Annotated in this window: 22 protein-coding genes; 9 read left to right on the top strand and 13 right to left on the bottom strand. The window is 70.6% G+C overall.

Translation table 11 applies throughout. The features are described from left to right. Window positions 1–88: 88 nt before the first annotated feature. Complete coding sequence (locus ACIBLA_RS28245) at window positions 89–889, bottom strand: site-2 protease family protein (RefSeq protein WP_363243491.1); 801 nt, start codon at window positions 887–889, stop codon at window positions 89–91. A 135-nt stretch (window positions 890–1,024) separates the two neighbouring features. Between ACIBLA_RS28245 and ACIBLA_RS28240 the strand changes: the two genes are divergently transcribed. Then, window positions 1,025–4,465, top strand: a complete 3,441-nt coding sequence (locus ACIBLA_RS28240) for an AfsR/SARP family transcriptional regulator (protein WP_399200263.1) — start codon at window positions 1,025–1,027, stop codon at window positions 4,463–4,465. Window positions 4,466–4,482: 17 nt separating this feature from the next. On the opposite strand, the gene ACIBLA_RS28235 is transcribed toward ACIBLA_RS28240, so the two are convergent. The 3 genes from ACIBLA_RS28235 to panB form a co-directional block, all read right to left on the bottom strand. Beyond that, on the bottom strand, window positions 4,483–5,352 hold the full coding sequence (locus ACIBLA_RS28235) for an ABC transporter permease (RefSeq protein WP_399200262.1): 870 nt from the start codon (window positions 5,350–5,352) through the stop codon (window positions 4,483–4,485). Then, window positions 5,349–6,371 (bottom strand): ATP-binding cassette domain-containing protein, encoded by a 1,023-nt coding sequence (locus tag ACIBLA_RS28230; protein WP_399200260.1) that lies wholly within the window; start codon window positions 6,369–6,371, stop codon window positions 5,349–5,351. The genes ACIBLA_RS28235 and ACIBLA_RS28230 overlap by 4 nt, the downstream gene beginning before the upstream one ends. A gap of 205 nt (window positions 6,372–6,576) precedes the next feature. Beyond that, entirely contained in the window at window positions 6,577–7,443 is an 867-nt protein-coding gene (panB, locus tag ACIBLA_RS28225) for a 3-methyl-2-oxobutanoate hydroxymethyltransferase (protein WP_363243494.1), read from the bottom strand. A gap of 176 nt (window positions 7,444–7,619) precedes the next feature. On the opposite strand from panB, the gene ACIBLA_RS28220 reads away from it, so the two are divergent. The 3 genes from ACIBLA_RS28220 to ACIBLA_RS28210 all read left to right on the top strand — a co-directional run bounded on the left by ACIBLA_RS28220 (window position 7,620) and on the right by ACIBLA_RS28210 (window position 11,245). Continuing rightward, window positions 7,620–9,248 carry a DHA2 family efflux MFS transporter permease subunit gene (locus tag ACIBLA_RS28220; protein WP_399200259.1) on the top strand — a complete coding sequence of 543 codons (1,629 nt, stop codon included), beginning with the start codon at window positions 7,620–7,622 and terminating at the stop codon, window positions 9,246–9,248. A gap of 95 nt (window positions 9,249–9,343) precedes the next feature. Next, a complete protein-coding gene (locus tag ACIBLA_RS28215; RefSeq protein ID WP_399200258.1) occupies window positions 9,344–10,027 on the top strand; it encodes a TetR/AcrR family transcriptional regulator in 684 nt (227 codons plus the stop codon). 192 nt (window positions 10,028–10,219) lie between these two features. Continuing rightward, a complete protein-coding gene (locus ACIBLA_RS28210) occupies window positions 10,220–11,245 on the top strand; it encodes an endonuclease/exonuclease/phosphatase family protein (RefSeq protein ID WP_399200257.1) in 1,026 nt (341 codons plus the stop codon). 30 nt (window positions 11,246–11,275) lie between these two features. Here ACIBLA_RS28210 and ACIBLA_RS28205 read toward each other — a convergent pair whose 3' ends face one another. The 5 genes from ACIBLA_RS28205 to ACIBLA_RS28185 form a co-directional block, all read right to left on the bottom strand. After that, on the bottom strand, window positions 11,276–13,036 hold the full coding sequence (locus ACIBLA_RS28205) for an NAD+ synthase (RefSeq protein WP_399200256.1): 1,761 nt from the start codon (window positions 13,034–13,036) through the stop codon (window positions 11,276–11,278). Window positions 13,037–13,214: 178 nt separating this feature from the next. Then, a complete protein-coding gene (locus tag ACIBLA_RS28200; RefSeq protein WP_363243500.1) occupies window positions 13,215–13,634 on the bottom strand; it encodes a CBS domain-containing protein in 420 nt (139 codons plus the stop codon). 315 nt (window positions 13,635–13,949) lie between these two features. Then, window positions 13,950–14,636 carry a DUF305 domain-containing protein gene (locus ACIBLA_RS28195; RefSeq protein ID WP_363243501.1) on the bottom strand — a complete coding sequence of 229 codons (687 nt, stop codon included), beginning with the start codon at window positions 14,634–14,636 and terminating at the stop codon, window positions 13,950–13,952. Continuing rightward, on the bottom strand, window positions 14,633–15,280 hold the full coding sequence (locus tag ACIBLA_RS28190; protein ID WP_363243502.1) for a DUF3105 domain-containing protein: 648 nt from the start codon (window positions 15,278–15,280) through the stop codon (window positions 14,633–14,635). The genes ACIBLA_RS28195 and ACIBLA_RS28190 overlap by 4 nt, the downstream gene beginning before the upstream one ends. 80 nt (window positions 15,281–15,360) lie before the next feature. Further along, window positions 15,361–15,798, bottom strand: coding sequence for a hypothetical protein (locus tag ACIBLA_RS28185; RefSeq protein ID WP_399200255.1), 438 nt, complete (start codon window positions 15,796–15,798; stop codon window positions 15,361–15,363). A 159-nt stretch (window positions 15,799–15,957) separates the two neighbouring features. Here ACIBLA_RS28185 and ACIBLA_RS28180 point away from each other — a divergent pair, with 159 nt between their 5' ends. The 4 genes from ACIBLA_RS28180 to glnA all read left to right on the top strand — a co-directional run bounded on the left by ACIBLA_RS28180 (window position 15,958) and on the right by glnA (window position 18,808). Further along, complete coding sequence (locus tag ACIBLA_RS28180; protein ID WP_363243504.1) at window positions 15,958–16,488, top strand: MarR family transcriptional regulator; 531 nt, start codon at window positions 15,958–15,960, stop codon at window positions 16,486–16,488. A 56-nt stretch (window positions 16,489–16,544) separates the two neighbouring features. Further along, window positions 16,545–16,850 (top strand): ArsR/SmtB family transcription factor, encoded by a 306-nt coding sequence (locus ACIBLA_RS28175; protein WP_399200254.1) that lies wholly within the window; start codon window positions 16,545–16,547, stop codon window positions 16,848–16,850. After that, on the top strand, window positions 16,847–17,233 hold the full coding sequence (locus ACIBLA_RS28170; protein ID WP_399200253.1) for a VOC family protein: 387 nt from the start codon (window positions 16,847–16,849) through the stop codon (window positions 17,231–17,233). The genes ACIBLA_RS28175 and ACIBLA_RS28170 overlap by 4 nt, the downstream gene beginning before the upstream one ends. A gap of 213 nt (window positions 17,234–17,446) precedes the next feature. Beyond that, entirely contained in the window at window positions 17,447–18,808 is a 1,362-nt protein-coding gene (gene glnA, locus ACIBLA_RS28165; protein WP_363243507.1) for a type I glutamate--ammonia ligase, read from the top strand. Window positions 18,809–18,814: 6 nt separating this feature from the next. Here glnA and ACIBLA_RS28160 read toward each other — a convergent pair whose 3' ends face one another. Both ACIBLA_RS28160 and ACIBLA_RS28155 read right to left on the bottom strand, forming a co-directional pair. Next, window positions 18,815–19,573: a sulfite exporter TauE/SafE family protein gene (locus ACIBLA_RS28160; RefSeq protein WP_363243508.1), complete on the bottom strand. Its 759-nt coding sequence runs from the start codon at window positions 19,571–19,573 to the stop codon at window positions 18,815–18,817. A gap of 117 nt (window positions 19,574–19,690) precedes the next feature. After that, window positions 19,691–20,203 (bottom strand): pyridoxamine 5'-phosphate oxidase family protein, encoded by a 513-nt coding sequence (locus ACIBLA_RS28155; protein ID WP_363243509.1) that lies wholly within the window; start codon window positions 20,201–20,203, stop codon window positions 19,691–19,693. Between the two features lie 359 nt (window positions 20,204–20,562). Here ACIBLA_RS28155 and ACIBLA_RS28150 point away from each other — a divergent pair, with 359 nt between their 5' ends. Further along, a complete protein-coding gene (locus ACIBLA_RS28150; protein WP_399200252.1) occupies window positions 20,563–23,631 on the top strand; it encodes a bifunctional [glutamine synthetase] adenylyltransferase/[glutamine synthetase]-adenylyl-L-tyrosine phosphorylase in 3,069 nt (1,022 codons plus the stop codon). Here ACIBLA_RS28150 and ACIBLA_RS28145 read toward each other — a convergent pair. Both ACIBLA_RS28145 and ACIBLA_RS28140 read right to left on the bottom strand, forming a co-directional pair. Beyond that, window positions 23,616–24,701: a phosphatase PAP2 family protein gene (locus ACIBLA_RS28145; protein ID WP_399200251.1), complete on the bottom strand. Its 1,086-nt coding sequence runs from the start codon at window positions 24,699–24,701 to the stop codon at window positions 23,616–23,618. The two genes, ACIBLA_RS28150 and ACIBLA_RS28145, sit on opposite strands and share 16 nt — an antisense overlap. A 74-nt stretch (window positions 24,702–24,775) precedes the next feature. Then, window positions 24,776–25,855 carry a LacI family DNA-binding transcriptional regulator gene (locus ACIBLA_RS28140; RefSeq protein ID WP_363243511.1) on the bottom strand — a complete coding sequence of 360 codons (1,080 nt, stop codon included), beginning with the start codon at window positions 25,853–25,855 and terminating at the stop codon, window positions 24,776–24,778. Window positions 25,856–25,961 lie beyond the last annotated feature (106 nt).

Raw genomic sequence — 25,961 nt, 5'->3', positions numbered from 1 at the left:
CGTTGCGAGGGTGTCCAGGTCTGTCTTCACACACTGACCATGGGCGCCCTCGCGCCATGTCCGCAGGCGAACCCTTGGACTCATTCATCTAGCCGGCGAACGACTGGCACAGATCGTCGCGGGTCGTCCAGAAGCGGTAGAAGTTCTGGCCGCAGTACGTTTCGAGATCGGTGATGCCGAGGCCGCTCAGGATCGCGTCGATCCCGTTGAAGAACGCGATGTTCACCTCGGGGATGAACAGGACGCCGAAGACCGCGATCAGTCCGAACGGCGCGAACGGTTCCACCTGTGCGCGGAACTTGCGCGACAGCCACGGCTCGATCACGCCGTAACCGTCAAGTCCCGGCACCGGAAGGAAGTTGAGGATCGCGGCTGTCACCTGGAGCAGCGCGAGGAACGCGAGCGCGAAGCGGAAGACGACCGGCACGCCGTCGAGCAGCCCCAGCCAGAACGGCGCCGTGCAGACCAGCGCGAACAGGACGTTCGTCAGCGGGCCCGCCGCCGAGATCAGGCTGTGCCGCCACCGGCCCCGGATACGGCTTCGTTCGATGAAGACCGCGCCACCAGGCAGACCGATGCCGCCCATGATGACGAAGATCACGGGGAGCACGATGCTCAGCAACGCGTGCGTGTACTTGAGGGGGTTGAGCGTCAAGTAGCCCTTGGCGCCGATGGTGATGTCGCCGCTGTGCAGGGCGGTGCGGGCGTGCGCGTACTCGTGCAGACAGAGTGAGACCACCCACGCCGACGTGACGAAGAGGAAGACGGCGATACGGGCGTCCGTCGCGAAGTCCGTCCACACGGCCCACCCCGTGGCCGCCATGACGGCGGCGATCCCGAGGAAGACGGGACTGATCCGCCGGTCGCGACGGGAGGGTGCGGTGGTCATTCACGGCTCCTGAAGGGTGTGGGCGGCGGGGAGTGCCTGACCGTACAGCCGACACGGCGGAAACGTCTCGCGCGCGGGAATGAGTTCCGGGGGGAGCGGGCGGCCGACCGGACGGCCGTGCCGGACAATGGTGGGGTGCGCTACCGGCTTCTCGGCCCCACACGGGCACTGCGCGCCGACGGCACACCGTATGCCGTCGGCGGGGCCAGGCTGCGCGCGCTGCTGACCGTGCTGGCGCTGCGGCCCGGCCGGACCGTCCCGTCGGCCACGCTCGTCGACGAGGTCTGGGACGGCGACGTACCGGCGGACGCGGCGGGCGCGCTCCAGGCCCTGGTCAGCCGGCTCCGCCGGGCGCTCGGGGCGGAGGCCGTGGTCTCGGACGGCGGCGGGTACCGGCTGTGCGCCGACCCGGAGGACGTGGACCTGTACCGCTTCGAGCGGCTTACGGGGGAGGGCGCCAGGGCCCTGGACGGCGGAGACCCCGAGCGGGCCGCCGACCTGCTGGACGAGGCGCTGGGGCTGTGGCACGGCCCCGCGCTCTCCGACCTGCCCGACCGCAGGGCCGAGTCGGCGCGCTGGGAGTCCCGCCGGCTGGGCGCCCGCCGGGCACGGCTCACGGCGGCGCTCGCCCTGGGCCACGCGGAGGAGGCGCTGCCCGAGCTGGCGGCGCTCTGCGACGAGCACCCGATCGACGAACCGCTCCAGGCGCTGCGCATCCGCGCGCTGCGCGCGGTGGGCCGCACGGCGGAGGCCCTGTCGACGTACGACGACATCCGCCGCGACCTGGCGACCCGCCTGGGCATGGACCCGGGCCCGGAACTGCGTACGCTGCACAAGGAGTTGCTCAACCCGGACGCCCACTACCGCCGCCTGCCCCTGCCGCCCCGGCCGGGCTCCACGAACGGGGCGTCGCCGGGGGGCGGTCGCGCGGGGGCGGGGACTGGTGGCCGCGCGCCGTACGACGCTGCCGGCGGCGGCCACGTCGTCGGGGCGGCCCCGCCGGACACCGGCGGGCACGACCCCCGACCCGGTGGCGGTGGCGCGCCCGCTGGCCCGCCGCCCGGCAACCTCCGCGCCCGGATCACCAGCTTTGTCGGGCGGGAAGGGGAGCTTGTCGATCTTCGGGAGGATCTGCGGGACGCGCGGCTCGTCACGTTGCTCGGGGCCGGTGGGGCCGGGAAGACGCGGTTGTCGCAGGAGGTCGCCGCCGTTGACCCCGGCGGGTGGGGCGACGGGGTGTGGCTCGCGGAGTTGGCGCCCGTGGACGATCCGGAGACCGTGCCCGAGGCCGTGCTCGTCGCGCTCGGGGCGCGCGAGACCGTGTTGCGCGGTGCCGGGGCCGAGGGGCTGCGGGCCGTCGATCCAGGTGCCAACGACCCCCTCGTACGGCTCGTCGAGCACTGCTCGCGCCGCCGCATGCTGCTCCTGCTCGACAACTGCGAGCATGTCGTGGACGCCGCCGCCCGGCTGGCCGAGGAGTTGCTGGCCCGCTGTCCCGGCGTGACCGTCCTCGCCACCAGCCGGGAACCGCTCGGCGTGCCCGGCGAGGTCGTACGCCCCGTCGGCCCGCTGCCGGAACCGATGGCGCTGCGGCTGCTCGCCGACCGCGGCGCCGCCGCCCGGCCCGGCTTCCGTACGGAGGACGACCCGGCCGCCGCCGAGGAGATCTGCCGCAGGCTCGACGGACTGCCGCTCGCCATCGAACTGGCCGCCGCCCGGCTGCGGATGCTCACCCCCCGGCAGATCGCCGACCGCCTGGACGACCGCTTCCGGCTGCTCGGCGCGGGCAGCGGCAGCCGCACCGTACTGCCCCGGCAACAGACGCTGCGCGCCGTCGTGGACTGGTCCTGGGACCTGCTCGACTCCGCCGAACGGACCGCGCTGGGCGCCCTGTCCGTCTTCGCGGGCGGCTGCGACCTCGCCGCCGCCGAGGCGGTGTGCGGGCCCGACGCGCTCGACGTGCTCGGTTCCCTTGTCGACAAGTCGCTCGTGGTCGCCACCCCCGCCCCGGACGGCGCGATGCGCTACCGGCTGCTGGAGACCGTCCTTGAGTACGCGGGCGAACGGCTCGACGAGTCCGGTGACCGCGCCGCTGCCGAGCGCCGCCATCTCGTGCACTTCCGCGAACTGGCCCGGCACGCCGACCCGAAGCTGCGCGGTCCGGAGCAGCTCCACTGGATCACCCGGATCACACTCGACTACGAGAACCTGCGCACCGCGCTGCGGCACGCCGTCGCGACCGGCGACGAGCACGAGGCGCTCTGTCTGGTGTACTCCCTCGCCTGGTTCTGGCAGATCCGCGATCTGCGCGCCGATGCCCGGCACTGGTCACGGGCCGTGGCCGACATGGGCCCCGACCCCTTCGACCCGCCGGTGGTCCCCGCCCCGCCGCTGCACGAACGGTGCACGGACGCGCCGCCGCCGATGCCGCCCGAGCAACTGCTGGAGGCGCGCCGCGGGGTCCGGATGATCCATCTGGCCAGCATGAACCACGAGTTGGACCCGTGGACCACGCCCGATGCCGTGGCCTGGCTGCGCCGCGTCGGCGAGGTCTACCGGCCCGGTCTGCCGCAGACCTGCCGTACGCCCGGCTCGCTCTGGTTCTTCACGGTCATCCTGACGGGGCAGCCCGGCCGGCTCCGTGAACTCCTTGAAGCGCGGGTCCAGGCGTGCCGGGACTTCGGCTACGAGTGGGAGCTGGCGGCGGCCCTCCAGATGCGGGCCAACATCCTCGCCAACCGCACCGAGTGGGTCGGCGACGCGGGCCGGGACGCCGACGAGAGTCTGGAGATCTTCACCCGGCTCGGCGACGCGTGGGGCGCCGCGGAGGCACTGTCGGCCCGCGCCGAGGCGTACGAACGCAACGGTCAGTTCGCCCTCTCCGCCGCCGACTTCCACGCCGCCATCGACAACGCCCGGCTGCTCGGCGCCGAGGCGCAGGTCTCGCTCCTGCGCACGCGCCTGTCGGGCGTGATGATGGAGACGGGGGAGGGGCAGCGGGCCGAGTCGATGCTGCGCGAGATCCTTGCCCGCAAGGACCGGGGGCGCGACTACGAGGCGGAGCCGGCCGCCCGGATCTATCTGGCGATCTGGCTCGGCCGCAGCGGGCGCGCCGCCGAGGGACGCGGCGAACTCGCCGAGTTGCGCCAGGATTTCAAACACTCCAACCTGGCCATCTTCGAAGGCTTCGTCTGCGGTCTGCTCGGCTGGCTGGACAATCTCGACGGCCGGTACGCGGAAGGGCTCGACGAGTCGCGGAAGGCGCTGGAGCACACGCGCGATCCGATGTCGCGGCTGGTCGCCCCGCAGATGCCGGCGGTCCATCTGATGACCGCGGGCTGGTCGCTGGCCGGACTCGGCGGCGCGGAGCGGGTACGGGAAGGAGCGCGGCTGCTGGGCGCGTACGAGACGCAGCTGCCTCGGGGCCACTACGTCGCCTCCCAGGAGCGCGAGAGCCGGGAGGCGGCCGAGGCGGCCGTCCGCGCCGGGGGGCTGGACGGGGACGCCTATGAGAAGGCGCTCGCCGAGGGCCGCGCGCTCACCCTCGACGAGGCCTTCGCCATCGCCGGTGCCTGACCGGGTCCCCGGCTTGCTCAGGTCTTCTTGCGGAACCTGGCCACCGCGACCGGCGCCGTCACCAGCGTGATCACCGCCGACCAGGCCAGCGTCATCCACAGGTCGTGTGCGACGGGTCCGCCGATGAACAGCCCGCGCGCCGCGTCGGCCAGATTCGACAGCGGGTTGTAGTCCGTGAAGGTCTGGAGCCAGCCCGGCATCGTCGACGGCGGCGTGAAGATCGAGGAGCCGAACTGGAGCGGCATCAGCACCAGGAATCCCACACCCTGCACCGCCTGCGCCGTCTTCACGGTCAGACCGATCAGGATGAAGATCCACATCAACGAGGCGCCGAAAAGCAGCGACAGCCCGATCGCGCCCAGCACGTGGAGCGGCGAGGTCTCGATCGACATGCCGAGCACGAAGCCCACGATCAGCAGGATCGCGAAGGCGACCATCATCCGGCCGACCTCGACCACTATCTTCGCGATGAGGACCGACGACCGGGCGATCGGCATCGTACGGAACCGGTCCATGACCCCCTTCTGGAAGTCCTCGTTGATCCCGCTGCCCACGGCCATCGAGACGTTGAGCCCCATCATCGCCATCAGGCCGGGGACCAGATAGCTGACGTACTCGGACTGGTTGCCCTTGCCCGCGACGGCCCCGCCGAAGACGAAGACGAAGAGCAGCGTGAAGACGATCGGCATCAGCAGGACGTCGAACATCGACTCCGGGTCCTGCTTGATCTGGAGGGCGTTGCGGCGCGCGAGGGCGCCGATGTGCCGCAGATTGGCCCGCAGACCGATCCGGCCGTCGCCGGCGGCGGCCCGGACCGATTGTCCGGTCCGGGGGGACGGCACGGGCTCCATGGGCTCCGTCACCTTCGTCGTTGTCGCCGTGCTCATGCCGCGACCCCCTTCAGCTGCGCGTCGTCGTTCGTGTCCACGGGCTGTTCGCTCGACTTCTCGCCCGTGATCGCCAGGAACACCTCGTCCAGGCTGGGCAGATGGGTGCCGATGTGCGCGATGTCGAAACCGCGCACGCCCAACAGACCGATGACGGCGGTCAGTTGCTCGTCGGCGAGTATCGGCACGATCAGCATCCCGTCGTGGATCTGCGACCCCGCGATGCCGTCCAGTCCCGTCTCGCTCAACGCCTGTGCCATCTCCGGCAGTCGGCCGGGGTCGCTCGGGCGGATCTCCAGGGTCCGGCCGCCGACCTTCGCCTTCAGCTCGTCCACCTGGCCGCCCGCGACGACCCGGCCGCGGTCGATGACGGTCAGCTCGCTCGCGAGCTGTTCGGCCTCTTCCATGTACTGCGTGGTGAGCAGGACGGTGACGCCGTCGGCGACCATCCGCTTGACCTCGGCCCACACCTCGTTCCGGGTGCGGGGGTCGAGGCCCGTCGTCGGCTCGTCCAGATAGAGCACCGCGGGCTGTCCGATCATCGACGCCGCGAGGTCCAGCCGCCTGCGCATACCGCCGGAGTACTGGCGCACCGGCTTCTTCGCCGCCTCGGTGAGCGAGAACCGCTCCAGCAGCTCGTCGGCCCGCTTGCGGGCGGCCGTACGGGGGAGATCGAGCAGCCGCCCGATCATGTACAGGTTCTCCCAGCCGGAGAGCTTCTCGTCGACCGAGGCGTACTGCCCGGTGAGGCCGATGGTGCGGCGGAGCTGCCGCGGCTGCTTCACCACGTCGAAGCCGGCGACGACGGCCGTGCCGGCGTCGGGCAGGATCAGGGTGGACAGGCAGCGTACGAGGGTGGTCTTGCCCGCGCCGTTGGGGCCGAGGACACCGAGGACCGTGCCTTCCCGCACGTCCAGGTCCACGCCGTCCAGCGCCTTGGTCGCACCGTAGTGCTTGACCAGGCCCCGTACCGTGACGGCCGTGGTGCCGTCGGCAGGGATTGTGTCGTTTCGCGTCATGCCGTCGATCCTGGCAGCCGCCACTGACAACGGACCGACAAGCGACCGACAGCAGGCCGACACCCGGCCGACAGCCCGTCGACGCGGCGGCCACGGGTCCTCCGGCCTGATCGACAACCCCCTCGTCACGCGGAACGCCGACAGCCCGCCGATGGGGGATGTCGGCGGGCTGTCTTCTGGTGCGGCAGTGGCTTCTGTGGTGGGGCTAGTGGAAGGTGTGCTCCTCCTGCGGGAACGTTCCTCCTGCGACCTCGTCCGCGAACGCCTTCGCGGCGTCGCCGAGGGTCTGACGGAGGTTCGCGTACTGCTTGGTGAAGCGCGGCACCTTGCCGCCCGTGAGACCCACCATGTCGGTGTAGACGAGCACCTGCGCGTCGGTGTCCGGACCGGCGCCGATGCCGATGGTCGGGATGTCCAGCGACCGGGTGACCTCGGCGGCGACCTCGGCGGGCACCAGCTCCAGCACCACCGCGAACGCCCCTGCCGCCTGCGCCGACTTGGCGTCGTGCAGCAGCCGGTGCGCGGCCTCGTCGCCACGGCCCTGCACCCGGTAGCCCAGGGTGTTCACGGACTGCGGCGTCAGGCCGAGGTGCGACATGACCGGGATACCGGACTGGACGAGCAGCTCCGTCTGCGGCAGCGAGCGCTCCCCGCCCTCCAGCTTGACCGCGCCGACCCCGGCGTCCTTCACCAGCCGCGTGGCGCTGCGCAGGGCCTGGACGGGGCCCTCCTGGTACGAGCCGAAGGGCAGGTCGCCGACGACGAGGGCGCGCTTGGTGCCCCGTACGACGGCCGCGGACAGCATCGTCATCTCGTCGAGGGTGACCGGCACGGTCGTCTCGTAGCCGAGGTGCACATTGCCCATCGAGTCGCCGACGAGCATGACCGGGATGCCGGCCTCGTCGAAGACGGACGCGGTCATCGCGTCGTAGGCGGTGAGCATGGGCCACTTCTCGCCCCGTCGCTTCGCGGCGGCGATGTCATGGACGGTGACACGGCGGGTACGGGCGCTGGTCCCGCCGTACAGCGACTTGGTGTCGCCGGAGGTGTTCTGCGCAGCCTCGGACGTCATGGCTTACGGCTCCTTCGTCATCTCGAGGCGCCCTGACGGCGTCCCCGGACCGTCTCCATGGTGGCATCGATGGCCCGTCGACGGGAAGTGGGGCTGCTCCGCTCTCGCCGGTCCGCCGGGTAAAGAATTTACAATACGAGACGGTCTCGTATTGAAATGGGCCTAGGCTCACCGTCATGCCCAGATCCTCATCGTCACCCTCAGGCGTCCACGAGGCGGCGCCTCGTGTGCCCGAAGCCGTTCACCGGCGCCGTTGGGCCATCCTCGGCGTCCTCATGTTCAGCCTGCTCATCGTCGTCCTCGACAACTCGATCCTGAACGTCGCGGTCAAGACGATCGCCAGCCCGGAGCCCGTCGGGATCGGCGCCACCCAGAGCGAGCTGGAGTGGGCGATCAACTCCTACACCCTGGTCTTCGCAGGCTTGCTGTTCACCTCCGGTCTGCTCGGCGACCGGGTCGGCCGCAAGAAGGTGCTGCTGTTCGGCATCGCCGTCTTCGGCATCGGCTCCGCACTGGCCGCGATGTCCGGATCGCCCGGTGAACTCGTCGCGTACCGGGCGCTGATGGGCTTCGGCGCCGCCTTTGTGATGCCGGCCACGCTCGCCGTCCTGATGAACGTCTTCGAGCGTGAGGAGCAGCCCAAGGCCATCGGCATATGGGCGGGCAGCGTCGGACTCGGCATCGCCGTCGGGCCGATCACCGGCGGCGTACTGCTCGAACACTTCTGGTGGGGCTCGATCTTCCTGATCAACGTCCCCGTGGTGGTCGTCGCCCTGATCGCCATGTGGTTCCTGGTGCCGGACTCCAAGGACCCGAAGCCGGGCCGTGTCGACCCGGTGGGAGTGCTGCTCTCGATCGTCGGCCTCGTCCTGCTCGTGTACGGGATCATCCGCGCGGGCGAGCTGGCCGACTTCACCGACGCCCTCGTGCTGGCCTCGATCGCCGGCGGTGTGGCCGTCCTTGCCGCGTTCGTCGTGCACGAGAAGCGCAGCGACCATCCCTCGATCGACATGTCCTACTTCAAGAAACCGGCTTTCTCCGCCGCCGTCGCCGCCATCGCCCTGGTCTTCTTCGCCCTGATGGGTGTGACGTTCTTCTCGGCCTTCTACCTCCAGAGCGTGCGCGGATACAGTGCGCTCGACTCGGGCCTGCTGATCGTGCCGCTCGCCCTGGCACAGATGGTGTTCGCGCCGCGCGCCCGGCTGGTCGTCGACCGGTTGGGCGCTCGCGCGGTCTGCACCGGCGGCATGCTGCTCGTCGCCGCCGGTCTCGCCGCCTTCGCCCTGTTCGACGCCACCACACCCGTATGGGTGCTGTGCGTCGTCTTCTTCGTCCAGGGCGCCGGAATGGCCCACATCATGCCGCCGGTGACCGTCGCCGTCATGCAGGCCCTGCCGCGCGAGAAGGCCGGCTCGGGATCGGCCGTCAACAACACCTTCCGCCAGGTCGGCGGGGCGCTCGGCGTCGCCGTACTCGGCTCACTGCTCTCCACGACCTACCGCGGCGAGATCGAGGGTCACCTCGGCGCCGTCCCGGCAGCCGCGCGTGACACGGCGGGGGAGTCCATCGAGGCGACCATGGCCGTCGCCGACAAACTCGGCCCCGCCGGCGCCCCGTTGATCGCTTCCGCGCACGACGCCTTCCTGAGCGCGATGCATGTCACCGCGCTCGGCTCCGCCGGTGTCGCGCTGATCGGCGCCGCCGTGGTGGCCCTCTTCATGCCGGGCCGTACGGCGCCGGAGCAGCCCGTACCGAAGCGGCGAGCCGAGGCGCCCGCGTCTCCCGCCTCCGCCGTACACGACTGAGCCGGCGGCCGGTCGACCGCACGCCCCGCCGTCGGCGAGAATCGGCGGGTTGTGCGGGGCGTACGGCGGGTGGGGGCAGGGCGAAAGGTGAGGCATTGCGAGGGCAGGAACAGGTCGAGGGGCGAGAGCCCAGGCGCGGTCGCCCGCGCAGCGAGGCGGCCGAACGCGCCATCCTCCAGGCCGTGGTGGAGCTTCTTGAGGAGGGCACCCCGCTGGCCGGGCTCTCCATTGAGCGCATCGCACGGACCGCGGGCGTCGGCAAGGCCACCATCTACCGGCGCTGGAGCGGCAAGGAGGAGCTGTTCGTCGACGTCCTGCGCCATATCGAGCCGCCCGAGCCCGCCCTGTCGGGCACCTCGGGGCTCTCCGACATCCTCGTCTCCCTGGAGTCGATGAGGCGCCGCGGTCTCGCCCAGCGCAACTCGGCTCTGCTGCACAACGTCTTCGCGCAGATGAAAAGCCACCCGAAGCTGTGGGGCGCCTACCAGAACACAGTGATGGAGCCCCGCCGCGCCGCGGTCACGGCGGCGGTCCGCCGGGCCGTCGCCGCAGGTGAACTCCGCGCCGACATCGACGCGGAGCTGATCGAGGAACTGTTCGTCGGACCCATGCTCCTGCGCTCCATCCACCGCAAGGACGCGCCGCTGGACGACGACCTCGCCGAGCGCATCGTCCGCGCGGTGCTCGAAGGCCTGCGCCCCAGGGACACGATCGGGGACGCCACGGGAGAAACGACGGGGCAAACGACGGGGAAAACGGCCCAGGACACCGAGGGCTGACCGGCCGCCGCACCTCCGCGCCGCTCTTGCGCGTTCCGTCACAGCCGCCCGGCAACCCCTCGTCCCCGGAACCCGTCGCCCCTCGTCACTCGTCCTTGAGCCCGTACGGCCGTCGGGGGACGGCAGGGAAAGCGCCCGTCATCACCTAGGGTCGATGGCGGGCGTGCACGGCAAGGCAGTGAGGGCAGCGGAATGACGCAGGAGTACACGGCTGAGTCCCGAGTGGACGGCGCCGAGGACAACGACCCTCCCACGAGCCGGTTCCGGACCCTGGTCGACCGCTGGCGCGGTGACCGCGGCATCTGGCGGCGCGGTCTCGTTCTCGCCGCGCTCGCCGTCCTGACGGCGCTCGTGATGATCCTGCACGCCCAGATCCCCAACCGCATCGGCAACTTGGGCAGTCTCATGGAGACCTTCCTGCCGTGGCTGGGGCTTCTCGTCCCCGTGATTCTCGTGGCCGCGCTGGTCCGGCGCTCCGCCACCGCGCTGATCGCGCTGCTGCTGCCCACCGTCGTCTGGGCCAATCTCTTCGGCGGCCTGCTCATCGGCAAGTCGGGCCCCGGCGGCGATCTGACGGTCGCCACGCACAACGTCAACGCGGAGAATCCCGATCCGGAGGGAACCGCGCGCGAGATCGTGGAGTCCGGCGCGGACGTCGTGGCGCTGGAGGAGCTGAAGGTGTCGGCGGTTCCCACGTACGAGAAGGCGCTGGCCGGGACGTACAAGTACCACTCGGTGCAGGGCACGGTGGGGCTGTGGAGCAAGTACCCGATGACCGGCAGCCGCCCCGTCGACATCCGGATGGGCTGGACCCGCGCGATGCGCTCCACGGTGACGACGCCGCAGGGCGAGGTCGCCGTCTACGTGGCACACCTGCCGTCCGTACGCGTGAAGCTGCACGCCGGCTTCACCGCCAACCAGCGCGACGACAGCGCCGACGCGCTCGGCGAGGCGATCGCGGACGAGGAGATCAAGCGGATCGTGCTGCTCGGCGACCTCAACGGCACGATGAACGACCGCTCCCTGAACGCCGTGACGTCGCAGCTGCGTTCCACCCAGGGCGCGGCCGGCGACGGCTACGGCTTCAGCTGGCCGGCGGCGTTCCCGATGGCGCGGATCGACCAGATCATGGTCAAGGACGTCGAGCCGAAGTCGTCATGGACACTGCCCCGCACGGGCAGCGACCATCTGCCGATCGCCGCCCGCATCGAACTCTGAGCCCTCAGCCCTCAGCCCCGGTCCGCGTGTTCAGGCGGTCGGCGACTCCCGCCAGCGGTTGGTGATCGGCAGCCGCCGGTCCTTGCCGAAGCCCTTCGCGGAGATCTTGGTGCCCGGCGGATACTGCCGCCGCTTGTACTCCGCCGTGTCCACCATGCGCAGCGTCCTCGCCACCGTCTCGGGGTCGAAGCCCGCCGCGATGATCGCGTCCTTGCCCTGGTCGCGGTCGACGTACATCGCCAGCAGCCGGTCCAGCACGTCGTAGTCCGGCAGCGAGTCCGTGTCGACCTGGCCGGGGCGCAGTTCGGCGCTCGGCGGCTTGGCGATCGAGTTCTCCGGGATCGGCGGGGTCCGGCCACGCTCCACGGCGGCGCGGTTGCGCCAGCGGGCCAGCCGGAAGACCGCCGTCTTGTAGACGTCCTTGATCGGGCCGTACGCGCCGACGGAGTCGCCGTACAGCGTCGAATACCCCACCGCCAGCTCGGACTTGTTGCCCGGCGCGAGCACGATCTGGCCCTCCTGGTTGGACAGGGCCATCAGCAGCGTGCCGCGCAGCCGCGACTGGAGGTTCTCCTCCGCGAGTCCGGTCAGGTCGAGCGCGTTCATGTACGCGTCGAACATCGACTCGATGGGGACGGTGCGGAAGTTCAGCCCCGTACGGCGCGCCAGTTCGGCCGCGTCGTCGCGGGAGTGGTCCGACGAGTACTTGGACGGCATCGAGACGCCGTACACGTTCTCGGCGCCGAGCGCGTCGCACGCGATCGCGGCGACGAGGGCGGAGTCGATGCCGCCGGAGAGGCCGATCAGGACGGACCTGAAGCCGTTCTTCGCGGCGTACGCCCGCAGGCCCACCACCAGGGCCGAGTAGACCTCCTCGTCGTCGTCCAGCCGGTCCGCGTAACCGCCGGACAGCTCCGGCTCGTAGGCGGGGACGGGGTCCTCGGAGAGGACGACGTGGTCGATACGCAGACCGTCGTCCACGGTGCCGCCCGGCGGTTCGGCGGCAGCGGCGGGCAGTTCGAGGTCCAGGACCACACAGCCCTCGGAGAACTGCGGTGCGCGCGCCACGACTTCGCCGTCCCGGTCGACGACGATCGAGTCGCCGTCGAAGACCAACTCGTCCTGGCCGCCGATCATCGCGAGGTACGCGGTGGTGCAGCCGGCCTCCTGGGCGCGCTTGCGTACGAGTTCGAGGCGGGTGTCGTCCTTGGCCTGCTCGTACGGCGAGGCGTTGATGGAGAGCAGCAGGCCGGCCCCGGCGGACCGGGTGGCCGGGACCCGGCCGCCGTCCTGCCACAGGTCCTCGCAGATCGCGAGCGCGACGTCGACGCCGCGCACCCGGACGACGGGCATGGTGTCGCCGGGCACGAAGTACCGGAACTCGTCGAAGACGCCGTAGTTGGGCAGGTGGTGCTTGGCGAAGGTGAGTGCCACCGCGCCCCGGTGAAGCACGGCGGCGGCGTTCTGCGGGGAGCCGGCCGGCCGGCCGATCCGCGGCCGTTCCCCCTCGGACCGGTCGAGATAGCCCACGACGACAGGCAGTTCGCCGAAGCCCTCGGCGGCGAGCCGCGCGGCGAGTGCGCGCAGCGCCTCGCGGGACGCCTCGACGAAGGACGACCGCAGGGCCAGATCCTCGACGGGGTAGCCGGTCAGCACCATCTCGGGGAACGCGACGAGATGCGCGCCCTGTTCGGCGGAGTGCCGGGTCCAGTGGACGATCGCCTCGGCGTTTCCGGCGAGATCGCCGACGGTCGAGTCGATCTGATTCAGAGCGAGACGTAGTTGAGGCACACGTCCACTGTAATCGTCTTTCTGACGCGATGGGGTGGTGGGGCGGGTATCGGGCAGGGAGTGGGATCGGCGCGCGTACGAAGGGGGTGTGGGTCGCCTGCGAAGCGCACCTGGAGCCCGTGTGGGCCGCCACCGACGGTGGCGGCCCAGCTACCCGCACCGGGCCGGTGCCGGTGGCTCAGGCGGGCGCGTAGACCCGCTCCGCCCACCCGGCGACCTGCGTCTCGGTCAGCTGCCGCGCCAGGTCCGACTCGCTGATCATGCCGACCATGCGCTTGTTCTCGATCACCGGCAGCCGGCGGATCTGGTGCTCCTGCATCTCCTGGAGCACGTCGTCCACGCCCGCGCCCGAGTCGATCCAGCGCGGGGTGCCGTGGGCCATCTCGCCCGCGGTGACCTGCGCCGGGTCATGGCCCATCGCCACGCAGCCGATGACGATGTCGCGGTCGGTCAGGATGCCCGTCAGCCGTTCGTCGTCGTCCGCGATGGGCAGGGCTCCGACGCCCAGGTCACGCATGATCTGCGCGGCCCGGTCCAGGGTCTCGTGCGAGGGGATCCAGTCGGCGCCGGGGTTCATGATGTCTTTCGCGGTGGTCATGGGGTTCCGTCCCTCCTGAATGGCGTACGCCCCCGAGCGTCCCCATCGTCATGCGGCCGAACGGGTGTACGCGACCGCTATCACCCGAACGGGTGAAAGGAGAGGTGAGAGGCATGGCACGGCTGACCTTGCGGATTCTGGGTCACGCCCTGCCGGGCGCGGACTGCGGCGCGTGCCGCTGTGCGCGGCCGTCACCCCGCCGATGATCACCTGGACCGCGGCGTCGGGCGCGCGTACCGCCTGAACGGCGCCGCCCCCGCCCGCGGTGACTCCGCGAGCGGGGGCGACGTGTGCCACACCTTCGACATCGACAGGTCAGCCGCGCGGCTTCGCGCCCCGCGCCTTCAAGAGGTCTGCCATCAGGTCCAGTTCGGACTGCTGGGCTGTCACCATGCCCTCGGCCAGGGCCCGTTCGGTGTCGACCTCGCACAACTCGGCGCAGCCCTGTGCCATCGTGACGCCGCCCTTGTGGTGGTCGGTCATCAGCTGGAGGTACAGGATCTCCGCCTTCTCGCCCTTGGCGGACCGCAGGGCCTCCAGCTCCGTCTTGGTCGCCATGCCGGGCATCAGCGAGCCGTCACGGACCTCGTGGCCGCCGTGATCCATGCCCTCCATGCCCTCCATGTTGTCCATCCCCGCGTGGTCGCCGTCCTTGGCCATCCAGGCCATCGGCTCCTGGTCCGTGGAGATCTTCGGCAGCTTCCACATGTCCAGCCAGCCCAGCAGCATGCCGCGCTGGTTCGCCTGGGTGTTGGCGATGTCGTACGCGAGTCGGCGCACCTCCTCGTCGTCCGTGCTGTCGCGCACGAGGAACGACATCTCCACCGCCTGCTGGTGATGGACCGCCATGTCACGCGCGAAGCCCGCCTCGGCGGAGTCGGCCGTGGGGGTGGCCGTCGCACGGGGCGAGTCGTCGCGCCCGGCGGAGGCGACGGTGGCCGCCCCCGCGAACAGCAGGGCCAGGACGACCGCGGTGATGGCTGCCCAGTTCGTGCGGGTCACTGGGCGCCCATTCCGCCCGTGCACGCCGCGCCGGGCTCAGGCGTCTGCGGGCCCTGCACGTACTTCGCCAGGAACTGGTCCACACGCGGGTCCTTCGCGCTGTCGACGGCGACCTGCTTGCCCCACGCGGTCAGCATGATGGTCCCGGCCTGCTCCTTCACGGGGCTCAGCATCGAGTACTGCGTCTTGCCCACGGTCTCGCCGAGCGTCTTCACGTCGTCCTCGGACGCCTTGTCGTTGTACGTGACCCAGACCGCGCCGTGCTCCAGCGAGTGCACCGCGTTCACGTTGGGGATGGCGTCCTTGTAGACGTCGCCGGCGCAGTTCATCCAGGCCTGGTTGTGGTTGCCGCCGACCGGAGGCGTCTGCGGGTAGTCGACCTCCTCCGCGACATGGTCACGGCCCAGCTTCTTGGCGTCCCAGGACTTCTCGCCCTTGACGGGCTGGGCGGCGGCCTGCTCCTCCTTCTTCTTGTCCTCGGACTCTTTGTTGAGCACGAACGCGCCGAAAGCGACGAGCGCCGCGACCACGACCGCGCTCGCCGTGATCGTGATGATGCGGTTGCGGCGCTCGCGCGCGCGCTCGGCGCGGCGCATCTGCTCTATTCGGGCCTTGCGCTCGCTGCTCTGGGTCTTGGAAGCCATGGTGTCTTTTTCGTCCTTCTCGAAAACCTGCGGAACGGGGGTGGGGGAGGTACGGGAACCCGGTGGGGGCGCGGGCCCGGCTACGTCCGCAGTACTTGAAGGACGTGGAGATCCGGCGCGCGGGGAAGCGTTCCGGAGCGGAGCACCTGGCCGGTGCCGGGCGGGAGTGCGAGGCGTGCGGGACTCACGTGGTCGGTGCCGAGAGGGTCGGCGGGGTGCGGCGCGGTGAGTACGGCCGGAGTGAGGTGCGGGATGAAGCGGCAACCGCCCCGGTCGTACGGGCAGGTGTACTCGGGCGCCGAGGCGGCCCGCGCGGTTGTGCCCTCGGCATCCGTACGGAGGGTGATGCCGGTGCTCGCCGTATGCGACGTCGCTGCCGCCGCCGGCGGCGAGGACGGTGACGGCGGATGGTGCGTGTCGACGGGGGCCAGACAGACGAAGAGCGCGGCGAGCAGCGTCGCCACGGCGCTGAGCAAGGCCGTGGGACGTGCGTCGCGTATGTGCCGTCGTCCCCCCATGGGCGCAGATCGTAGTCCGTACAGGTGGCCGAGCAGGAGTGCGCAGGGGGAACGAGTCCGGAACGTGGCTGTGGGGGCGGTGCCGCGCGGCGCTGCGGACGGTGTACGGACGGCGGTACCGGGTGGGTCCGCGGCGGCTCCGGCACGGTACAAAGAGGCATGACCGACGACCCTCCTGAACCCGCGCCGCGCGAGACCGACGTCGATGCCGTGACGCGGGCGGTGCTGATCGCCTCGCGGCTGCTCGTCACCCTGTCCGTCCGCTCGCTGGCCACCGTCGAGGACCGGGTCACCCTGCCCCAGTTCCGGCTTCTGAAAGTCCTCTCCGCGCACGGCGGCGACAACCTGGTGTCCCTCGCCGAACGGCTCGGGGTGAACCCCTCCACCGCGATGCGGATGGTGGACCGGCTCATCACGGCGGGGCTGGCCGAGCGCGGTATCAACCCCGGCAACCGCCGCGAGACCACGCTGCGGCTCACGGACGAGGGCCGCACGCTCGTGGCGGACGTCTCGGCGGCCCGCAGGCGTGAGATCACGGCGATCGTCGAGCGGCTGGCCCCGGAGCAGCGTACGGCGCTGGTGGACGCCCTCACGGCGTTCACGGAGGCGGGCGGGGAGCGGCCCATGCCGGGGGACGACGGGGAGCCGTACCCGCTGGGCTGGTCGGACACCGCGGCGCCGCTTCACTGAGAAGGCGGAAGGGTGTTCGACCAATAGGCAAGGAAATGCTTGCCTATAATGGAGTCGTGTCCGATGATGTGTTCAAGGCCCTGGCCGACCACACCCGCCGCACGATCCTCGACGAGCTGGCCGAACGCGACGGCCAGACACTGTTCGAGATCTGCGGACGGCTGCTGACGAAGCACGGGCTCAGCACGTCCCGGCAGGGCGTCTCGCAGCATCTGGCCCTCCTCGAAGCCGCCGGCCTCGTCGAGACCCGCCGCGACGGCCGCTACAAGTTCCACCACATCGACACCGGGCCGCTGGAGCATCTCACCGACCGCTGGCTGACGCCCCGGCGCCCGTCCGAGCAACCAGGAGGCACCCCATGAAGATCCACCTTTCCAGCGTTTTCGTCGACAACCAGGCCGAGGCGCTGCGCTTCTACACGGAGGTGCTCGGCTTCCTGAAGAAGCACGACGTCCCCGTGGGCGAGGACAGCTGGCTCACCGTCGTGTCCCCGGCCGAGCCCGACGGCACCGAGCTGCTGCTCGAACCGTCCGGACACCCCGCCGTGAAGCCCTTCAGGGAAGCGCTCGTGGCCGACGGCATCCCGTACACCTCCTTCGCCGTCGACGACGTGCACGCCGAGTTCGCACGCCTTCGGGCTCTGGGCGTGCGCTTCACGCAGGAGCCGGTCGAGATGGGCCCGGTGACGGTGGCCGTGTTCGACGACACGTGCGGCAATCTGATCCAGATCGCCCACCAGGCCTGAGCGCCGGCCGTCGATGTCCCCCGGTCCGCCGGTCCGCGCCGGGCGCCGAGGCACCCGGACGCGCGCGGCAGGCGTCGCGTGTCCGACAATGCTTTAGTACGCCGGTGTGCAACCTTCCGGAAATCCTGTGGTGTCATGCTCGGGTGCCCCGGTGTGTACTCGGCAGCGTGGGAGCAGGCGGCCTGACCGGCAAGGATGGGTAGGACAGCAGACATGGACAAGCAGCAGGAATTCGTGCTCCGGACCCTTGAGGAACGCGACATCCGCTTCGTACGCCTGTGGTTCACCGATGTGCTCGGCTTCCTCAAGTCGGTCGCCGTCGCCCCCGCCGAGCTTGAACAGGCATTCGACGAGGGCATCGGCTTCGACGGCTCGGCGATCGAGGGCTTCGCGCGGGTCTACGAGTCCGACATGATCGCCAAGCCCGATCCGGGGACCTTCCAGATCCTGCCGTGGCGCGCGGAGGCGCCCGGCACCGCGCGGATGTTCTGCGACATCCTGATGCCCGACGGATCGCCGTCCTTCGCGGATCCGCGCTACGTCCTGAAGAGGATGCTCGCCAGGACCTCGGACCTCGGCTTCACCTTCTACACCCACCCCGAGATCGAGTTCTTCCTCCTGAAGGACAAGCCGGTCGACGGCACGCGTCCCACCCCCGCGGACAGCTCCGGCTACTTCGACCACACCCCGCAGAACGTCGGCATGGACTTCCGCCGCCAGGCGATCACCATGCTCGAATCCATGGGCATCTCCGTGGAGTTCAGCCACCACGAGGGCGCCCCCGGCCAGCAGGAGATCGACCTTCGGTACGCCGACGCGCTCTCCACCGCCGACAACGTCATGACCTTCCGCCTGGTCATGAAGCAGGTCGCGCTGGAGCAGGGCGTCCACGCGTCCTTCATGCCGAAGCCGTTCAGCGAGTACCCCGGCTCCGGCATGCACACCCACCTCTCCCTCTTCGAGGGAGACCGCAACGCGTTCTACGAGTCGGGCGCCGAGTACCAGCTCTCCAAGGTCGGCCGGTCCTTCATCGCCGGACTGCTCAAGCACGCCGCGGAGATCTCGGCCGTCACCAACCAGTGGGTCAACTCCTACAAGCGCATCTGGGGCGGCTCGACCCGCATCGCCGGCTCGGGCGGCGAGGCCCCCTCGTACATCTGCTGGGGCCACAACAACCGTTCCGCCCTGATCCGCGTCCCGATGTACAAGCCCGGCAAGACCGGCTCGGCGCGCGTGGAGGTCCGCTCCATCGACTCCGGCGCGAACCCCTATCTGACCTACGCGGTACTCCTCGCGGCCGGCCTCAAGGGCATCGAGGAGGGCTACGAACTCCCGGCGGGCGCCGACGACGACGTATGGGCCCTGTCCGACGCCGAACGCCGCGCGATGGGCATCGAACCGCTGCCGCAGAACCTCGGCGAGGCGATCTCGCTCATGGAGCGCAGCGAACTGGTCGCGGAGACGCTGGGCGAGCACGTCTTCGACTTCTTCCTGCGCAACAAGAAGCGTGAATGGGAGGAGTACCGCTCCGAGGTCACCGCCTTCGAACTGAAGGCGCTGCTCCCGGTGTTGTAGCCGCCGTCAGCGCAGCAGCAGTTGGAGGCCGCCCAGCACCGTCGCGCCGATCACCAGCCGCTCGAAGACCCGTTGGTCGATACGGTCCACGCACAGCTTCCCGATGACGGCACCGGGCAGGACGAATAGCACCAGCAGCGCGTCCAGCAGCAGTGAGTCGCGGTCGATCAGACCGAGGCCCACGCTGAAGGGCACCTTGCTGGTGTTGACGATCAGGAAGAACCACGCGGACGTGCCCAGGAAGCCGAGCTTCCGGAAGCCGGCCGACAGCAGATACATCGACATGACGGGGCCGCCCGCGTTGGCGACCATCGTCGTGAAGCCGCCGAGCACCCCGTAGGAGCGCGCCTTGACACGGCCCTTGAGCGACGCGCTCTCCTCCGGGGTGTCCTCCTCGGGCGCGTAACGGCGCCGCCAGATCGTCACGCCCGCCATCAGCAGCAGGATCGAGCCGATGGAGACGCGTACGGCTCCGTCGTCGGCCCACAGCATGAACACGGTGCCGACCACCACACCCCCGGCGACCGCCGGGAACAGCCGCCACAGGGTCGGCCAGTGGGCGTGACGGCGGTAGGTGAGGACGGCGATCGTGTCGCCCACGATCAGGATCGGCAGGAGGACGCCGGTCGACTCACGCGCGGGCAGCACGGCGGCGAACACCGCGAGGCTGACCGTATTGGCCCCGCTCACCGCCGTTTTGGAGAAGCCGACGAGCGCCGCCGCGGCGGCGAGCGCGACGAACTCCCACATGCTGATCGTGTCCATGGCGATGTCCCATGGTACGGCCACGTGTCCAGGACACCCCAGATGGACCGGCCCCCGCCCAGTACCCCGTGAACGCCCGTGGTGGGTACGGCAGATGACAGGGCCGGACGTCAGCCGTCAGCCGAACTGCCAGCGCGTCTGGCTGTACGGGTCCTTCGCGAAGCCGAAAGCCGTGCGAGGTGCGACCCCGAACACCGGGACCGGGCCCCATTTCCCCGTGAACGCGCCGTCCTTCACCTCGAAGTGCCAGTCGGAGCCGTACTTCCGCTCCCACAGGGCGGCGAGTTCGCGCAGCCGCGCGTCGTCGCTCTCGCGGACCGCCTCGCCCTCGACCACCAGGTCCTGGCCCTCGTTGAGCACGTTCGTGCCGGTGGTGAGGACGACCTCGGTGTTCTCGGCGAGGTTCAGGACCTTCCGCTCCCGCTCGCCCGAGGAGAAGTACAGCGCGTCCCGCCACCAGACCGTGAGCAGTGGGGTCACATGGGGGCGGCCGTCGGGGCGTACCGTCGACAGCCAGAAGATCTCCGCCCGCGCCAGCCGGGTCACCGCCTCGGCCCAGCTGTCCGCGACGGCCCTCGGGTCGCTGTAGCGGGCGTCCAGACAGGTGCTGGTCGGTTCCTTGTGAGCCATTGCGCGGTCCCTTCGGGAGTCTCCTGTACGGCGGCGAGCGGGGTACGCTCACGACCCTTCCGCAAGTGGTGACCGGCCGCGACAGCAGGACTCATCGGTCGGGCGGTCACGACCGGCTCCCGAGGAGCGGGGGAGTACTAGACGAGTTATTCCGAAGTCCCGTCTGCCCGGCGGTGTCCGGCACGCACGCTCGCCGCGTTGCCGAAATGCCCAAGTAGCTCCGCTACGAGGGCATCCCGGCGCCTTGCGATCGCACGCACCGGACACCGCCGGGCCCGCCCTTCGGGCGGACGACGCTACTTCGGAATAACTCGTCTAGGCTCGGGCCCGGACCTTGATCGGACGCACGAAAGGCCGGGATGACGGTGCAGGGACGTAGGAGCAGTACCTTCACCCGTCTGCTCCGGCACGGCTTCACCGACCCCTCGGCGGCCGGCCGGCTGCTCGATCTGCCCGAGATGGCGTCCGTACGGACCGACTCCGTCCTCCTCGACGCGCTCGGTTCCACCGCCGACCCCGATCTGGCACTGCGCGGTCTCGTCCGGCTCGTCGAGGCGCACGAGGGGGACGACCGCCGGCTGCTGCTGGACACGCTGATCGCGGCGAAGCCGCTGCGGGACCGGCTGCTGGGTGTGCTCGGGGCGTCCGAGGCGCTCGGTGACCATCTGGCCAGGCATCCCGCCGACTGGCAGGTGCTCGTTACCTACGAGTCGGCCGATCTGCACCCCGGCGTCGCCGAGTTCGAGGCCGGGCTGGCCGAGGCGCACGACGTCGACACGCTGCGCGTCGCCTACCGCCGCTGTCTGCTCCCCCTCGCCGCCCGCGACGTCTGCGGCACCACGGACGTCGCCCAGACCGCCGCTGAACTCGCCGACCTGGCCACCGCCACGCTGCGCGCCGCGCTCGCCATCGCCCGCGCCGCGGCGCCCGAGGACGCGGCGATGTGCCGGCTCGCGGTCGTGGCGCTCGGCAAGTGCGGCGGCCAGGAGCTGAACTACGTCTCCGACGTCGACGTCATCTTCGTCGGCGAGTCCGTCCACACCCTGGTCCACGACCCGTCGGCCCCCGAGGACGACGCCGACGCGTCGAAGACCGAGGCCAAGGCAGTCCAGGCGGCCACCCGGCTGGCCGCCCACATGATGCGGATCTGCTCCGAGACGACGGCCGAGGGCACCATCTGGCCCGTCGACGCCAACCTGCGCCCCGAGGGCCGCAACGGCCCGCTCGTGCGCACCCTCTCCAGCCATCTCGCGTACTACCAGCGGTGGGCCAAGACCTGGGAGTTCCAGGCCCTGCTCAAGGCCCGCGCCGTGGCCGGGGACCTCGCGCTCGGCGAGGACTACGTGGCCGCCGTCTCCCCCATGGTCTGGCAGGCCGCCGACCGCGAGAACTTCGTACCCGACGTGCAGAAGATGCGCCGCCGGGTCGTCGACAACATCCCCGTCGGCCAGATCGAGCGGGAGCTGAAGCTCGGCCCCGGCGGGCTGCGGGACGTCGAATTCGCTGTACAGCTCCTCCAGTTGGTGCACGGCCGCAGCGACGCCTCGCTCCGCAGCGGCACCACGCTCGTCGCCCTGCGCGCGCTCGCGGCCGGCGGCTACGTCGGCAGGACCGACGCGGCGCAGCTCGACGAGGCGTACCGCTTCCTGCGGTCCATGGAGCACCACATCCAGCTGTTCCGGCTCCGCCGCACGCATCTGGTGCCCGACGACGAAGCCGATCTGCGCCGCCTCGGACGCTCCCTCGGGCTGCGCACCGAACCGGTCTCCGAGCTGAACAGGGCCTGGAGACGGCACGCTTCGGTCGTGCGGCGGCTGCACGAGAAGATCTTCTACCGGCCGCTGCTGGACGCCGTCGCCCAGCTCGCCCCCGGCGAGATCAGGCTCAGTACGAAGGCGGCCGGCCAGCGTCTCGAAGCCCTCGGCTACGCGGACCCGGTGGCCGCGCTGCGGCATCTGGAGGCGCTGTCGTCCGGCGTGAGCCGCAAGGCCGCCATCCAACGGACGCTGCTGCCCGTGCTGTTGGGCTGGTTCGCGGACTCCGCCGACCCGGACGCGGGTCTGCTGGGCTTCCGCAAGGTGTCCGACGCGCTCGGCAAGACCCCCTGGTATCTGCGGCTCCTGCGGGACGAGGGAGCGGCGGCCGAGAATCTGGCCCGTGTGCTGTCCGCCGGCCGCCTCGCCCCCGACCTGCTGCTGCGCGCCCCCGAGGCGGTCGCCATCCTCGGCGATCCGGGCGGACTGAAACCGCGCGGCCGCAATCATCTGGAGCTGGAGGTACTGGCCGCCGTCGGCCGGGCCGAGACCGCCGAGATCGCGGTCGCCGTCACCCGAGGGGTGCGCCGCCGCGAGCTGTTCCGGACCGCCGCGGCCGACATCATCGGCAGTTACGGCACCGAGGAGAGCCCCGCCGAGGAGGACCCCGGCGAGCTGGTCGACCGGGTCGGCAACGCCGTCACCGACCTCAACTCCGCCACCCTGTCGGGGGCGTTGCGCGCCGCCGTGCGCCAGACCTGGGGCGACACCCTGCCCGCCAGATTCGCGGTCATCGGCATGGGCCGCTTCGGCGGCCACGAGCAGGGGTACGGCTCCGACGCCGACGTGCTGTTCGTGTACGAGCCGCGCGAGGGCGTCGCCGAGCAGGAGGCGGCACGGGCCGCGACCACCGTCGTGACCGAGATGCGCAGACTCCTCCAACTGCCCACGACCGACCCGCCGTTGATGATCGACGCCGATCTGCGCCCGGAGGGCAAGACCGGCCCGCTGGTGCGCACCCTCGCCTCGTACGCCGCCTACTACCGTCGCTGGTCGCTGGGTTGGGAGAGCCAGGCGCTGCTGCGTGCCGAGCCGATGGCGGGCGACGCGGAGCTGGGCCGCGACTTCATCGAGCTGATCGACCCGCTGCGCTATCCCGCCGAGGGCCTGACCGAGGCCGCCGCACGGGAGATCCGCCGGCTCAAGGCGCGGATGGAGACGGAGCGGCTGCCGCGCGGCGCCGACCCCACCCTGCACACCAAACTCGGCCGGGGCGGTCTCTCGGACGTCGAGTGGACGGTGCAGCTGATCCAGATGCGGCACGCCTGGGAAGTGCCCGGTCTGCGGACGACCCGGACGCGCGAGGCGCTGGCCGCCGCGCGGGCCGCGGACCTGATCTCCACGGAGCACGCCCAAATCCTGGACGAGGCCTGGGTGCTGGCGACCCGCGTGCGCAACGGCGTGATGCTCGTACGCGGCAGAGCGGGCGACACCTTCCCCTCGGACGGCCGTGAACTGGCCGCCATAGGGCGGTATTTGGGCTACGGCCCCGGATCGGGGGCGCCGGGCCCGACCCCGTACAACGGACACAGCGGCGACATGATCGACGACTACCGTCGGGCCACCCGACGGGCGCGCGCCGTGATGGAGGAGCTGTTCTACGGAGCGGTCTGAGACGACGGCGCGCTCCGCGGTGGCGGCCCTCTCTTGATCGAGGGCGAACTCCGCGTGGCCGGTGTCATCCGGGAGGCCCCGCCGGTCCGGGCGGCCTCCCCGGTCGGAGCGGCCTCTCCGCTCGGCACGGTCCGGCCCTTCCTCGCGGGCTGTGCCGCGGGCTCGTGTGCGCCCCGTGTCCCCGGCGTACCGGGGCGGCGGAGCCATCGCCGGCGCCTCGGGCGGTCGTCCTCGACCCACCGGGGCAGTTGGTGCGGGAGCGCGCGGTACCAGGCGTACGAGACGGCGAACCCGAACGCGAGGCAGGCCATCCCGCCCACCGCGTCCAGCCAGAAGTGGTTCGCGGTGGCGACGATCACGATCAGCGTCACCGCCGGGTAGAGCATCCCCAGGATCTTCGCCCAGGGCGCCTTGGCCAGCGCGAGGATGGTGAGCCCGCACCAGAGCGACCAGCCGATGTGCATCGAGGGCATCGCCGCGTACTGGTTGGAGACGGCCTTGAAGTTGCCCGAGGCCATCGAGCCCCAGGTCTCGTGGACCATCACCGTGTCGATGAAGTTCCCCCCGCGCATCAACCGGGGCGGTGCGAGCGGATACAGATAGTAACCGAGCAGTGCCACAGCGGTAGTCGCGAAGAGGATGAGCCTGCTGGCCGCGTAACGGCCGGGGTGGCGGCGGTAGAGCCAGACCAGTACCGCGATCGTGACGATGAAGTGCAGGGTCGCGTAGTAGTAGTTCATCGCGACGACAAGCCATGTCACCGAATTCACGGCGTGGTTGACGGCCTCCTCGAAGCCGAGGCCCATGGATCGCTGCACATGCCAGATCCAGTCCGCGTTGCGCAGGGCCTCGGCCTTCTGCTCGGGCACCGCGTTACGGACCAGCGAATAGATCCAGTAACTCACCCCGATCAGCAGGATTTCGAACCAGATACGAGGGCGTCGTGGCGATCGCATCCGGCGCATCCGACCGGTGCGGGACACCGGGCCGGACTCGTCGGCCGTCGCACCCGAGGGGGGTGTCGCTGCGGCCTTCGTGCCTTCCGGAATCTTCACGGTCGTTTCACCCATGGAGAGAGAGTCTGCCAGATTTCCACTCTCGACCGATCATCCCTCGGGTGGGTCCTGACCGCATGCGCTACGCCCTACGGACGAGCCCGCGACCCTGAGTTCCGCCCGTTTTCCACCGGGGATCTCCCCACCGGGCCCGGCGCCGGCCCGGAGGCGGTTGAACCGCGTACGACCAGCTCCGGCATGAAGACGAACTCGCTGTGCGGAGCGGGTGTGCCACCGATCTCCTCAAGCAGCGTGCGGACCGCGGCCTGGCCCATCGACGGCACCGGCTTGCGGATGGTGGTCAGTGGTGGATCGGTGAAGGCTATGAGCGGCGAATCGTCGAAACCGACGACCGACACATCGCGCGGCACGTCCTTGCCGAGCTGTCTGGCGGCGCGGATCGCGCCCAGCGCCATCATGTCGCTCGCGCACACCACCGCCGTACAGCCGCGCCCGATGAGCGCCGTCGTCGCCGCCTGGCCGCCCTCCAGGGTGTAGAGGGAGTGCTCGATCAGCTCCTCGGTCTCCTCGGAGGTCAGCTCCAGCTGCTCGCGCATCGTGGCGCGGAAGCCCTCGATCTTGCGCAGGACGGGCACGAACCGCTTGGGTCCCACGGCGAGACCGATACGGCGGTGGCCGAGCGAGACGAGATGGGTCACGGCCAGCCGCATCGCCGCCCGGTCGTCCGGCGAGATGAACGGTGCCCGGACCTGCGGCGAGAAACCGTCCACGAGGACGAACGGCACGCCCTGGGCGCGCAGTTGCTCGTAGCGCTGCATGTCGGCCGAGGTGTCCGCGTGCAGTCCGGAGACGAAGATGATGCCGGAGACGCCGCGGTCCACCAGCATCTCCGTCAGCTCGTCCTCGGTGGAGCCGCCGGGGGTCTGGGTGGCGAGCACGGGCGTGTAGCCCTGGCGCGTCAGTGCCTGGCCGATGACCTGGGCGAGCGCCGGGAAGATCGGGTTCTCCAGCTCGGGCGTGATCAGTCCGACGAGGCCGGCGCTGCGCCTGCGCAGCCGCACGGGGCGCTCGTAGCCGAGGACGTCGAGTGCGGCGAGTACGGATTCGCGGGTGGCCGTGGCAACACCCGGCTTGCCGTTCAGTACGCGGCTGACCGTCGCTTCGCTGACCCCCGCCTGGGCTGCGATATCGGCTAGCCGTGCGGTCATGGGAGTGGACTGTACCGGGCGTGTGCCGGATTGCCCACCATGTGCCTGAATCAGCCACGGGCACCGACGGGGCGCTCGGGACACGATGCCTTGCAGCGCCTTGCAA

Source organism: Streptomyces sp. NPDC050433 (assembly GCF_044458565.1).
Taxonomy (GTDB): Bacteria; Actinomycetota; Actinomycetes; order Streptomycetales; family Streptomycetaceae; genus Streptomyces.
The sequence above is the reverse complement of the archived record's forward strand: the minus strand, read 5'-3'. Positions and strand labels throughout refer to the sequence as shown.